At 71.3% G+C, this 12,729-nt stretch carries 10 protein-coding genes; 7 read left to right on the top strand and 3 right to left on the bottom strand.

From position 1 onward, the window contains the following. Positions 1-36 precede the first annotated feature (36 nt). A complete protein-coding gene (locus tag AB0C84_RS17145; RefSeq protein WP_361066961.1) occupies positions 37-1,023 on the top strand; it encodes a lysylphosphatidylglycerol synthase transmembrane domain-containing protein in 987 nt (328 codons plus the stop codon). Beyond that, a complete protein-coding gene (gene trxA / locus AB0C84_RS17140) occupies positions 1,020-1,343 on the top strand; it encodes a thioredoxin (RefSeq protein ID WP_179837481.1) in 324 nt (107 codons plus the stop codon). The genes AB0C84_RS17145 and trxA overlap by 4 nt, the downstream gene beginning before the upstream one ends. On the opposite strand, the gene AB0C84_RS17135 is transcribed toward trxA, so the two are convergent. The 3 genes from AB0C84_RS17135 to AB0C84_RS17125 form a co-directional block, all read right to left on the bottom strand. After that, the gene (locus tag AB0C84_RS17135; protein WP_361066789.1) at positions 1,324-2,406 is read right to left on the bottom strand and encodes a glycosyltransferase family 4 protein; all 1,083 of its coding nucleotides are present in this window, start codon (positions 2,404-2,406) and stop codon (positions 1,324-1,326) included. The two genes, trxA and AB0C84_RS17135, sit on opposite strands and share 20 nt — an antisense overlap. A gap of 4 nt (positions 2,407-2,410) precedes the next feature. After that, positions 2,411-3,343, bottom strand: coding sequence for a glycosyltransferase family 2 protein (locus AB0C84_RS17130; RefSeq protein ID WP_179849657.1), 933 nt, complete (start codon positions 3,341-3,343; stop codon positions 2,411-2,413). Between the two features lie 99 nt (positions 3,344-3,442). Continuing rightward, on the bottom strand, positions 3,443-5,509 hold the full coding sequence (locus tag AB0C84_RS17125) for a hypothetical protein (protein WP_361066785.1): 2,067 nt from the start codon (positions 5,507-5,509) through the stop codon (positions 3,443-3,445). Positions 5,510-5,664: 155 nt separating this feature from the next. Here AB0C84_RS17125 and AB0C84_RS17120 point away from each other — a divergent pair, with 155 nt between their 5' ends. From AB0C84_RS17120 to AB0C84_RS17100, 5 genes are all read left to right on the top strand, one after another. Then, positions 5,665-6,516 (top strand): TIGR03089 family protein, encoded by an 852-nt coding sequence (locus tag AB0C84_RS17120; protein WP_361066782.1) that lies wholly within the window; start codon positions 5,665-5,667, stop codon positions 6,514-6,516. A gap of 116 nt (positions 6,517-6,632) precedes the next feature. After that, positions 6,633-8,054: an LCP family protein gene (locus tag AB0C84_RS17115; RefSeq protein WP_339155391.1), complete on the top strand. Its 1,422-nt coding sequence runs from the start codon at positions 6,633-6,635 to the stop codon at positions 8,052-8,054. A gap of 12 nt (positions 8,055-8,066) precedes the next feature. Then, positions 8,067-9,227, top strand: a complete 1,161-nt coding sequence (locus AB0C84_RS17110; RefSeq protein WP_361066778.1) for an acyltransferase family protein — start codon at positions 8,067-8,069, stop codon at positions 9,225-9,227. A gap of 35 nt (positions 9,228-9,262) precedes the next feature. Then, positions 9,263-10,420 (top strand): acyltransferase family protein, encoded by a 1,158-nt coding sequence (locus AB0C84_RS17105; RefSeq protein WP_361066775.1) that lies wholly within the window; start codon positions 9,263-9,265, stop codon positions 10,418-10,420. 59 nt (positions 10,421-10,479) lie between these two features. Next, positions 10,480-12,699 carry a bifunctional glycosyltransferase family 2 protein/CDP-glycerol:glycerophosphate glycerophosphotransferase gene (locus AB0C84_RS17100; protein WP_361066772.1) on the top strand — a complete coding sequence of 740 codons (2,220 nt, stop codon included), beginning with the start codon at positions 10,480-10,482 and terminating at the stop codon, positions 12,697-12,699. The last annotated feature ends 30 nt before the right edge of the window (positions 12,700-12,729 follow it).

Here is a 12,729-nt window from a genome sequence, read left to right as displayed (position 1 = left end):
CGCGAGGTCACGTTCGCCTACGCTGGGCGCGTGAAGATGAAGGTCGTCGCCGTCCGGGGCCTGCGCGTGCTCCTGGTCCTGCTCGCGCTCGCGTTCTGCGGCTACAGCGTCGCGTCCCAGTGGGACGCCGCCGTGGACGCGTTCCGGCAGATGTCGTGGGCGACGCTCGCCGGGGCGCTCGCCGCCGGCCTGGCGGGGCTCTTCGTCTGGATGCTCGGCTGGCGGGAGTTCCTCGCCGGCCTCGGGTCGCCGCTGCCGGTGCGGGCCGTCTTCCGGATCTCGGGGATCAGCCAGCTCGGCAAGTACGTCCCGGGCAAGGTGTGGGCGCTGGTCACCCAGATCGAGATGACGCGCGAGCACAAGGTGCCGCCCGAGCGCAGCTTCGGCTCGACGATGCTCGCGGTCGCGACGTCCACCTCGTGCGGGCTCGCGGTCGCGGCGGTGACGCTGCCGCTGACGTCCGCGGCGGCGCGCCGGGAGTACTGGTACCTGTTCCTCCTGGCGCCCGTCCTGCTGGCCATGCTGCACCCGAGGATCGTGAGCTGGGCGCTCGGCGTGATGCTCAGGCTCGTGCGGCGGCCGCCGCTGGAGCACCCGGTCAGCCTGGGCGCGACGCTCAGGGCCGTCGGGTGGACGGTCCTCGGCTGGGCCCTGTTCGGCCTGCACACCTGGCTCCTGTGCGCGGCCGTGGGCGGCGACGGCAAGGGGCTGCCGTTCCTGGCGACCGGGGCGTACGCGCTGGCGTTCGTGGCCGGCTTCCTCGTCTTCATCGCGCCGGGCGGCATCGGGGCCCGGGAGGCGGCGCTGACGGTCGTGCTGACGCCGGTGCTCCCGGCGGGCGCGCCGGTCGTGGTCGCGATCGCGTCCCGGGTGCTGCTGACCGCCGCCGACCTGCTGATCGCGGGCGCGGCGTTCCTGCTGGGCAGGACGGCCCCGGGACCCGGGAATGAACCGCGGTCCAAGGAGCTTGTGACGGGTACGCAGCCCACGACAGGCACGCAGCCTACGAAGGAGGGACCGTGACGGCCCCGATCACCGTGACCGACGCGACGTTCGCGGACGAGGTCCTGAGCAGTGACACTCCCGTGCTGGTCGACTTCTGGGCCGACTGGTGCGGGCCGTGCCGCATGATCGCTCCGGTGCTGGAGCAGATCGCCGCCGAGCAGGACGGCAAGATCAAGATCGCGAAGATGGACTACGACGCGAACCCGCAGACGCCGGGCAAGTACGGCGTGATGGGGCTGCCGACCCTGCTGCTCCTCAAGAACGGCGAGGTCGTGGAGCAGATCGTCGGCGCCAAGCCGAAGCGCGCCCTGATGAAGGTCATCGAACCGCACCTGTGAGCGCGTCGAGGTAGGCGGCCCACACCGGGCCGTGGTCGACCGGGCGGACGCCGGAGCGCAGTCGCTCCGGCTCCCCCGGCTCGTAGAAGCGGCGGAGGGCGCCGGCGAGCGCGGGCACGTCGTCCGGCGCGCAGACCAGGCCGTCCACACCGTCGCGGATCTGCCCGGCGAACCCGCCCACATCGGTGGCGATCACCGGGAGGCCGTGCTCGTGGGCCATCCACACGTTCTGCGACGACGTCGCCGACCGGTAGGGCATGACGAGCGCGTCGGCCGCGGCGAACAGCCCCGGGATGTCGGCCGCCGGGACGTACCCGGGCCGCAGCTCCACCCTGGACGCCAGGTCCAGCGAGCCGACCAGCTCCCGGGTCTCGTCGAGGCCGCCCCAGAACTCGCCCGCGACGGTCAGGGCCACGTCGTCCGGGCCCTCGGCGAGGGCGCGCAGCAGGACGTCCAGGCCCTTGTACGGGCGGACGATCCCGAAGAACAGCAGCCGCCGGCGCACCTTCCCGTCGCCGGGCGCGGCGGCGCCGGCCGCGGGCAGGTGCGCGGCCATCTCCGCGACCCGCACCGGCCGCGGGGTGAGCCCCCGCGCCAGGCCGGCCTGGGCCTCGGTGTGGACGAGCACGCCGTCCACCTTCCGCAGCAGGCGCCTCATCAGCGGCTCGTCGTAGGACTTGCGCTCGTGCGGCAGGACGTTGTGGCACAGCGCCACCACCGGGGTCCGGCCCCCGAGCCCGGCGAGGATCCCCAGGTAGGACGGCACCTGGACGGTGCTCAGCACCACCAGGACGACCAGGTCGCACGACCGCAGCGCGCGGCCGGTGCGCCACCAGCCGTCCGGGCGGCGCCAGTCGAGCCGGCGCCGGGTGCCGGGGAACGGCTCCCCCTCCGGCTCGGAGATCGTCTGCTGGCCCGGGTACAGGAACGAGGGGTACTGAGCCCGCCACGACTCGATGACGACGTCGTGGCCGGCGGCCGCCAGCCGGTGCGCCAGCTCGGTGGTGTGCCGGGCGCCGCCGCCCTTGTAGGGGAACGCGGGCCCGACGATCGCGACGCGCATGCCGCTAGACGTCGCCGCGCGAGCGGACGATCAGGTCGGCCAGCAGCGCCAGCGAGGCGATGATCAACCCCGTCACGAAGATCATGATGGTGTTGTTGGCGAAGTAGCCGAAGTGCACCACCATGTCGAACACGCCCTTGAGCAGCCCGATCACGATCAGCCACAGCGCGGGCGGCATCAGCACCTTGAGCGGGTTGAAGTACATCACCATCCGCAGCACCTGCAGGATGTAGCGGTAGGCGTCCTTGGTGAAGTGGAACTTCGACTTGCCGGCCCGCTTGGCGTAGTCGATCGGCATGTACCGGACCGGGTGCTGGTTCGACAGGAACGCGATGGTGATCGTCGTGACGCAGGAGAACCCGGGCGGCAGCAGCCGCAGGTACGGCAGCGACACCTCGCGGCGGAACGCGCGCAGCCCCGAGTTCAGGTCGGGGATCTTGGTGTTGGTGAGCCGCTCGGCGACCTTGCGGATGAACCACTTGGCGGGCACCCGCAGCGCCTTGTGCGTCCCCTCCTCGGTGGTGCGCGCCCCGACGACCTGGTCGACGGCCGGGTCGGTGTCGAGGACCTCGACCAGCTCGGGGATCCGCTCGTTCGGGTAGGACATGTCGGCGTCGGTCCACACGACGATGTCGCCGCGGGCCTGCTGGGAGCCGATGCGCCGGACGGTGCCCGACCCGCTGTTGTGCTGGAACGCCATGATCCGCATGTTCGGGAAGCGGGGCGCCGCCTCCTCCAGCCGGGCGAGCGTCGCGTCCGTCGAGCAGTCGTCGACGGCCAGCAGCTCGTAGGTCTTGCCGCTGCCGTCCATCGCCTTGCAGATGCGCTCGATCTCGTCGATCACGTGGTCCTGCTCGTTGTAGCAGGGCAGGACGATCGTGACGTGGACGCTGTCGGACGCGGCCGGCGGACCGGGCGCGGGCGCCGGGCCCGGCACGGGCGCGGGCTCCACATCGGCGGGCGGCTGGGACTTCGGCTCGACAGACTGGGTGCTCACGCAGCGCGAGGATACTCGCCCCCGCGCGCATCGGCGGCCTTACGGCCGCGCGGGCTCGGCCGTCCACACGTCCATCGTCAGCCCCCAGGTGCCGCCGGGCGGGCCGGTGAGCGTGCGCCCGTCCTGCCGCGTCACCAGGTGCAGCACCTGCCGCGGGGTCCCGTACGGGGCGACCTGCTCGGGCTTCGCCGCCATGATCACCGGACGCCGCCCGGCCCGGTGCGCCCCGGCGGCGACGCGCCGCACGTCCTCGGGCGACGCGGAGCCGGCGGTGCGCGCGGCGGGCACCCCGCACTCGCCGCGGACGACCTGGAGGAACCGGTCGGCGGTGGACTGCTCGACCATCACGACGGAGGCGCGCGGAGGCAGCGCGCGGCACATCCCGTCCACGGCGGCGACCTCGCCCTGCTCGGTGCGGGTGACCAGGTAGCCGCCGGACGTCAGCAGGATCGGCACCAGCATCAGCACGACACCGGCGACCGTGCCCGTCCGCACCACCCGCGGCCCGTAGCCGAGCCGCCGGACGCGCTTGACCGTCCAGGCCGACGCGAACACGGTGAACAACAGCAGGCCGGGGATGACGAGGCCGATCAGCCGGCGGGACGCCCACGGATGGTCGGGCGTGATCCCGGGACGGACCAGCACCTGCGCGGTCGTCCAGACGACCATCGCGTAGGGCAGCAGCCATTCCGGGGACTGCCCGCGCAGCAGCCGCCGCACCAGCAGCGCCGCGCCGAACGCGGCGAACAGCAGCGCGGGGACGCCGACGTACCAGAGGACCCAGTACAGCGACAGCTCCGAGTACTGCCGGGTGCCGTCGACCGGGAGGGCCTGGATCTTCTGGATCATCTCGATGAACCGGACGTTCATCGCGTCGTCGCCGGTCGCGGGCGGGCGGCGGACCGTCTGCACCAGTGGCCGGGCCGCGAAGGCCGCCAGCACCAGCACGGTGAGGACGGCGGCGGCGCCCGGCAGGCGGCCGCGCGCGACCGCCGCGCCGGCGCGGCGCAGCCGGGCCCCCGCCGGGTCCCAGCGCAGCGCCGCGACCAGCAGGACGGTCGCGACGAGCACGGCCGCGGAGATGGCCAGCAGCGGCACGAGCGACGTCCGGAGGTAGGACAGGTAGGGCCGGGACATCGTGAAGCCCTCGACCACGCCGGCGCCCGCGCCGAGCAGCAGGCCACCGGCCGTCCAGTAGCCGGCCGCGCGCCTGCGCGCGACCAGCAGGCCCGCGAACGCCACCACCGGCAGGACGTCCCGCAGCCCGTCGATGCGGACGAGCACGATCAGCCCGAGCGCGGCCCCGGCGAGGAGCGCCTTGGCGCCGGCGACGCGCCCGTCGCGGGGCTCCCGGCGGACGTCGTACATCAGCGACAGGCCGCCCAGCAGCAGGACGATGGCGGGCAGCTCGCTGAAGGTGTTGCGGGAGACGTAGAGCATCGGCAGCGTCAGCGCCAGCAGCAGCGCCCCCGCGGGCGCCCAGCGGGGGCCGACGAGGCGCGCCACGAGCCCGGCGAACGACAGCACGCAGCACGCGCCGAGCACCGGCGCCATCATCACCATCCCGTGGGCGCCGCCGACCCATCCGGCCGGCGCCAGCACGAGCGGCCATCCGGCCATGAACTGCGGGACGACGGCCCCGCCGTCCTGGTAGAAGGCGGGGCTCGCGAAGTTCAGGACCGCGTCGGGGCCGCCGAACGCCGCCTCCGACAGCGGGATCGGCAGCGAGCCGTGCTTCGCCAGCCACGTCGCGAACTGGACGTAGGACGCGGGGTCGCGGCGGACGACGACCTGCTCGGCGCACATGACGACCTGGAGCACCAGGAACGCGGCGGTGACGGCGAACACCGACCACACCGGCCAGCGCTGCACCGCGTCGAGGCCGCCCGGGGCGTTCAGGCTCCCCGGGCGCCCGCCGGGGTCGTCGCCCGGGCGGGTGCGCAGGCCGAGCCACAGCACCAGGGCCGCGACCGGCACGAACAGCGCGACGGCCGGGGCCGGGCGGAACACGCCCGCCATCAGCAGCGGCAGCGACACCGCCAGCCACGCGACGAGGACCAGCGCCGGGGCCGCGGTCGCGCGGACGAGCAGCCGACCAGCGTTCATGATTCCGCCCCGTGCTCGCCGTCGCGGCGCTCGCGGTCGTGGTGCCCGCCGCCGCGGCGCCCGCCCGCCACTGTTCCGTCCTTCACCCGTGCGGAGCGTAGCGGCATCGGCGCGATGGCGGCGCCACGACGATCATGCGGGCATACGCTCGGACCATGAGCGCACATGCCGGGGCCGCGGACACGCCCGCGGAGCTGCTGCGGAGGCGGGTCGCGGACGATCCGTCCCGCCCGCTGGTCACCTTCTACGACGACGCGCGCGGCGAGCGGGTCGAGCTGTCCGCGCGGACGTTCGGGAACTGGGTGGCCAAGACGGCGAACTTCCTGGTGGACGGCCTCGCCGCCGAGCCGGGGACCCGCGTCGTCCTGGTCCTGCCGCCGCACTGGCAGACCGCGGTGTGGCTGATGGCCTGCTGGTCGGCCGGTCTGGTCGCCGAGCCGGTCGATCCGGAGGAGTTCGGTCGCGGCGGCGCCGAACCGGCCGGGGCGTCCGGGCCGTACATCCTGGCGGCGGCGCAGGAGGTGCTGGACGACGTGCTCGCGGACGACGTGCTCGCAGGAGGGGCCGAGGAGATCGTCGGCCTGTCGCTGCACGCGCTCGGCGGCCCGCTCGCCGACTGCCCGCCCGGCGTGACCGACTACGCGGCGGAGGTGCGCGCGTACGGAGACCGATTCGACCCGGGCCCGGAGGCGGCGCCGGAGGCCCCCGCGTTGAGTGTGACAAAGACCACATTCACTGCGGCGGAGCTGGTGGGCGCCGCGCGCGGGGCCGTTGAGAAATGGGAGCTGGACGCACGCGACCGGCTCCTGGTTGACATGTCCTTCACCACACTCGACGGGGTACTGACCTGCCTTCTCGCACCACTAGCCTCGGGTGCTTCCGTCATAATCCAACGAAACTTTGACAAAGCCGCCCTAGATCGTCGCCTGACCGTGGAGCATGTGACGGTGGTGGCCGGTACGCCCGGACCGAATGACGAATCCGGCTCCGTGCACCGCCTCCCCTGACCTACGCTTCCCTTGCCCTCGTCCCGTCCGTTCGACCATGAGCCATGGGCCGGCCCCCCTCCCGGGGGACGCCCCCGGACCCCCGGAACCGCCCATACCCCCGGACCTCGGAGCCGATGAACAGCAACCCGATGTACATGGAGTACGTCGACGACGCCGACCCGCAGCCGGCGCCGCGACGCGGCTGGCGCATCCTCGGCTGGGTGTGCATCGGACTGTCGGCGGTCATGGTGGTCGGCTCTCTCACCGCCTACGGCCTGTACCGCCAGGCGTTCGGGAACATCTCGCACGAGGACGTCAACGCCCAGCTCGGCCCCAACCGGCCGAAGAAGCTGAACAGCGCGATGAACATCCTGATGCTCGGGTCCGACACCCGTGAGGGCGCGAACTCCAAGTACGGCCGCTCGATGAAGAACGAGGTGCCGCGCTCGGACACGATGATCCTGCTGCACCTGTCCCCGGGCGGCGGCCAGGCGATGGGCATCAGCTTCCCCCGCGACCTCATGGTCCGGATGCCGTCCTGCAAGAGCCGCAAGGGCGGGACGATCCCGGCGCAGACCCGGGCGCAGATCAACTCGGCGTTCAGCAACGGCGGCGCGGCCTGCGTCATCAAGACGATCGAGAGCATCTCCAACATCCGCATCGACCACTTCATGCAGGTCGACTTCAACGGGTTCAAGGCCATCACCAGCGCCGTCGGCGGCGTCCCGGTGTGCCTGCCCAAGGACGTGAACGACCCCAAGTCCAAGCTCAAGCTGAGCCGGGGCAAGCACAAGATCAAGGGTGAGACGGCGCTGGCGTACGTGCGCGTGCGGCACGGCCTCGGCGACGGCTCCGACACCGACCGCATCAAGCGCCAGCAGAAGTTCATGGGCTCCCTGGCCGGCCAGGCGATGAGCGCCGGCGTGCTCAGCAACCCCCGGCGCATGCTCCAGCTGATGAACGCCGTGACCAAGTCGCTCACCACCGACAAGGAGCTGACGCCGCAGGTCATGATGGACATCGGCAAGGAGATGCAGGGCATGACCACCGGCAAGCTCCGGTTCGTGACCGTCCCGTCCGGGCCCGACCCGCTGGACCCGAACCGGGTGGCGCTCACGACCGCCGCCCAGCCGTTCTTCTCCGCCGTCCGCAACGACAAGACCGTGCCGAAGGAGCCCAAGCCGGGCGCCACGAAGATCCCGCCGAGCCAGGTGCGCGTGCGGGTCTACAACGGCAGCGGCATCGACGGCCAGGCCGGGCGCGTCGCCAGCGACCTGGAGTCGCAGGGCTTCCAGGTCACCGTCGGCGGGAACGCCCCCGCGCCCACGACCGTCACGAAGGTGATGTACGGTGCCGGAGCCGACCAGCAGGCGCAGACCCTGACCGCGCTGATCCCGAGCAAGCCGCAGGCCGCGGCGCGCACCACGGGCGGCACGCCGGGGCTCGTCGACCTGATCGTCGGCCAGGACTGGACCAACCTCAAGAGCGCCGGCGCCGGCATCCCGAAGCAGCAGGGTGAGATCCGCGCCAGCGACGACATCTGCAAGGAGAGCTGACCGGGCAGCCGTATGACCTACACCACCAGGCCCTCAGAGGCCGACGCGGCACAGCGGACCGAACGGCCGTCCCCCACGGACGCGGCGGCGCCCCCCGGGGCGAGGCCGCCGGACGCCGCGGGCACCGCCCCCTCCGGGAGCCCGGCCCCGCAGGCCGCCGCGCGCAAGGTACGCGACCCGTTCTTCGACAACGCCAAGTACTTCGCGATCCTGCTGGTGGTGGCGGGGCACTCCCTGGCCAACCTGCTGAACGTCCCGCTGGCCAAGGGCCTGTACCTGTTCATCTACCTGTTCCACATGCCGCTGTTCATCGTGATCACCGGCTACTTCTCCCGGAACTGGACGTTCGCCGGCGGCAAGGCCCGCAAACTGATCACCAACGTCGGGGTCCCGTACGTGGTGTTCGAGTTCGCCTACTCGATCTACGACTGGCTCGCGGGCCGCAACCACCTCGAGATCAGCCTGCTGAACCCGTACTACCTGACGTGGTTCCTCTGCGCGCTGTTCATGTGGCGCCTGTCCACCCCGGTCTGGCAGCAGATCCGCTGGCCGCTCGCCGTGGCGACGGTGTTCGCGCTGCTGTCGTACATGAGCGACCTCGGCGGGACGTTCGACATCCACCGGGTGATCGGGCTGCTGCCCTTCTACGTCCTCGGGCTCACGCTGAAGCCGCAGCACTTCGAGCTGCTGAAGAAGCCGATCGCACGGCCGATCGGCGCGCTGGTGCTCGCCGCCGGCCTCGCCGGCAGCTACCTCGTCATGGACCACATGTCGCGGAGCTGGATCTACTGGAAGCACGCGAACTTCGAACTCCACGTCGGCAACCTCACCGGCACCGTGGTGCGGATCGCGATGTTCGCCGCGGCGGTCGTCTTCGTCGCCGCCTTCCTCAGCCTCATCCCGCGCAAGCGGTACTGGTTCACCTCTCTCGGCTCCTACACGCTGTACGCGTACCTGCTGCACGGGTTCGTGACCCGGCTGCTCAACTTCACCGGCTGGTGGGGCGCCGACTGGATGCACACCCCGACCGGGGTGGGCATCGTGGTCGTCGGCGCCCTGGTGGTCGGAACGTTCCTATGCTCCAAGCCCGTCGTGCGGACGATGAGCTGGGCCCTGGAACCGAAGATGATGTGGGTCTTCACCCCCCTGAGAAGGCCCGCCCGCTCCCGCTGACGCCCGCTCCCGCTGAGACCCGACCCCCCGGAGATATGACCGACGTCCTCCCGACCCCGCCACCCGCCACGGGCAGTGCGCCTCCCGCCACGGGCAGTGCGCTCGCCGTGCCCGCGGCGCCGCCCGTCCCCGCTCCGCGTCCCGCGCCCGGCCCGGCGCCGCCGAAGCCCGCCTCGCGCGCCCGGGACGCCTACTTCGACAACGCCAAGTTCTTCACGGCCGTGCTGGTCGTGGTCGGGCACTTCTGGTCCCAGTTCGGGGACAGCCGTGCGGCACATGCCGCATATGTCGTCCTCTACGCTTTTCATATGCCGGTATTCGTTTTCATCTCCGGCTATTTCGCACGCGGATTCATGCGCTCGACGGACAAGTTCCGGAGCGTTCTCCCGACGCTCGTCGTCCCCTATGTCATCTTCATCCTGCTCTACCGGGCGCAATTGATCCTCATCAACGGGGTGCCGTTCCGGTTGAGCGAACTCTTCCGGCCGCACTTCCTGATGTGGTTCCTCGTGGCGCTCGTGTTCTGGCGGCTGAGCGCGCCGCTGTGGGGGCACCTGCGCCATCCGGTGGCCGTCTCGGTCGCGTTCGCCCTCGTCGGCGGGAGCTGGGCGTTCACCGCCGACTCCACGCTCAGCCGGACCGCGGGCCTGCTGCCGCTCTTCGTCCTCGGGCTGACCGTCGACCCGGAGCACGTGCGGCGCCTGCGCGGCCGCTGGGCGAGGTGGGCCGGGTTCGCGGTACTGGCCGCCGCCCTCCCCGTCGCCTACGTCTGGGAGCTCGGCACCGTCGTCCCGAAGATCGACAGCGGTCTGCTCTACTGGAACCAGGGTTACGATGCCATGGGCTTCGGCACCGCCGAAGGCATGATGTGGCGGTTCGTGGCCCTCGCCTTCGCCGTTCTCCTCGGTGCGGCCTTCCTCGCGTGCATCCCGCGCGGACGGTCCTGGTACACCGAGATGGGGACGCGGACGATGTACGTGTACCTGCTGCACGGACTCGTCATGAAGACGTTCGATTACACCGGCATGCTGGACAAGCCAGTCCTGCACGGCCCGTCGGGCATCGTCTCGGTCACCGTGGCGGCCGTGGCGCTCGGCGTCGTCCTGGCCACCGCGCCCGTACGGCGGCTCACCCGGTGGGCGGTCGAGCCCGACGCGCGGTGGCTCCTGCGGCCCGCGCACGGCAGGACCTGAGGTTCGAACCCGACCCGTGGGTATAGTCCAGAATCACCGAGTAGTTGATTGGCCTTCGCGTGAGCTCTGATCACGATATTTCCCTGAGCATCATCGTGCCCGTGCACAAAGTGCAGGGGTACATCCGGCAATGCCTTGATTCCATCCTCGATCCGGACCTTCCCCATCTCGAGGTCATCGCCGTCGACGACCGCTCACCGGACGGCTGCGGCGAGATCCTCGACGAGTTCGCCGAGCGCGACCCGCGCGTCAAGGTCCGGCACCTCGAGGAGAACGTCGGGCTCGGCCGGGCGCGCAACATCGGGCTCGACATGGCGACCGGCGACTACGTCTGGTTCTTCGACAGCGACGACCACGCGACCGAGGGCGCCGTCCGCGCGATCTGCGACCGGCTCGCCGAGACCCGCCCCGACGTCCTGGTCTTCGACTACGCCCGGTCCTACTGGAACGGCAAGGTCAAGCGCAGCATCATCAACCACCTGTTCCGCGAGCCGCCGGCGCCGGACGTGTTCACCCTCGCCGAGCGGCCGAGCGTCCTCGAGATGATGATGACGGCGTGGAACAAGGCGATCCGCCGCGAGTTCCTGCTCGACCTCGGGCTGCGCTTCAGCGGCGGCTACTACGAGGACGTCAACGTCACCTACCCGATCCTGATGGCCGCCGAGCGCCTGAGCCTGCTGGACCGGGTCTGCTACATCTACCGGCAGCGCCGCCGCGGGGCGATCACCAAGACCGCGAGCGCCAAGCACTTCGACGCGTTCGCGCAGTACGACCGCATCTTCGAGTTCATGGACGCGATGGGGGCGAAGGCCGACCCGTTCCGCCCGCTGATGTTCGACCGGACGATCTGGCACCTGCTCGTCATCCTCGAGCGCCCCGACCGCGTGCACGAGTCGGAGAAGGCGCGGTTCTTCGCGGAGATGTCGAAGACGTACGGCAAGTACGAGCCCGCGGGGCACGTCCCGCCGGACGACAAGCCGTTCCTCGCCGACAAGCACCAGATGATCAAGGCGGGCGACCACCGGGGCTTCGAGCGGGTCCGCGCCGCCGAGGCCAAGGACAAGACGAGGAGCCGGGCCGGGAAGGCCGCCAAGATCCGCAGGCGCGGCGTGCTGCTGGGCAAGGAGCTCGCCAAGGAGCGCTACTACCAGATGCAGCGGCGCCTCCCGATCGAGGAGGACCTCGCCGTCTTCGGCGCGTACTGGTACCGCGGGTACGCCTGCAACCCGGCGGCGATCTACGAGAAGGTCCGCGAGCTGGCCCCGGACGTCCGCCCGGTGTGGATCGTCAAGCCCGGGGCGCGCAAGACGATGCCGGAGGGCGTCGAGTACGTCGTGGCGGGCTCCGCCGACTACTACCGGACGCTGGCCCGCGCGAAGTACTTCGTCAACAACGTCAACTTCCCCGACAACTACGTGAAGCGGCCGGGGCAGGTGCACATGATGACGCAGCACGGGACGCCGCTGAAGAAGATGGGCCTCGACCAGATGGAGTACCCGGTCGGCGCCAACGACATGGACTTCAAGGCCCTCATCGCCCGGTCGGACCGGTGGGACTACCTCGTGTCGTCCAACCCGCTGTCGACGGAGGCGTGGGAGCGCGGTTTCCCCTGCGACTACGAGATGCTGGAGATCGGCTACCCGCGCAACGACCGGCTCGTCGCGGCCGGCGAGGAGGAGCGCGCCCGGCTGCGCGCCGAGCTCGGCGTCCCGGACGGCGCGACCGCGATCCTGTACGCGCCGACGCACCGCGACTACCAGCGCCGCTACACGCCCCAGTTCGACATCGGGCGGGTCGCGGACGCGCTCGGCGAGGGGCACGTGCTGCTGCTGCGGGCGCACTACTACTACAAGATCAAGAACATGGCGGCGGACCTGGGCTGGCCGGAGGGCCGGGTCATCGACGTGTCCAAGCACCCGTCCGTCGAGGACCTCATGATCGCGTCGGACGCGCTGCTCACGGACTACTCCTCGGTGATGTTCGACTACGCCAACCTCGACCGGCCGATCGTGATCTACGCGAACGACTGGGAGACCTACCGGCTCACCCGCGGGGTCAACTTCGACCTGATGGCGACCCCTCCCGGCGCCGTCGCCGCGACCGAGGCCGAGCTGGTCGACGCGTTCGTGTCCCGGGCCGCGTGGAGCGACGCCGCCGCGAAGAACCTCGCGAACTTCCGGGCGCGGTTCTGCCCCTGGGACGACGGGCACGCGGCCGAACGCGCCGTCCGCCGCATGTTCCTCGGGGAGAAGATCCCGAACCCGCCGCAGGCCCAGTAGGCCGCCGGGCGCCGGCCCCGCCGCAACGCC

Origin of the sequence: Actinomadura sp. NPDC048955, assembly GCF_040649435.1 — a bacterium.
GTDB lineage: Bacteria > Actinomycetota > Actinomycetes > Streptosporangiales > Streptosporangiaceae > Spirillospora > Spirillospora luteofluorescens.
This window is presented reverse-complemented; position numbering and strand designations above follow the sequence as displayed.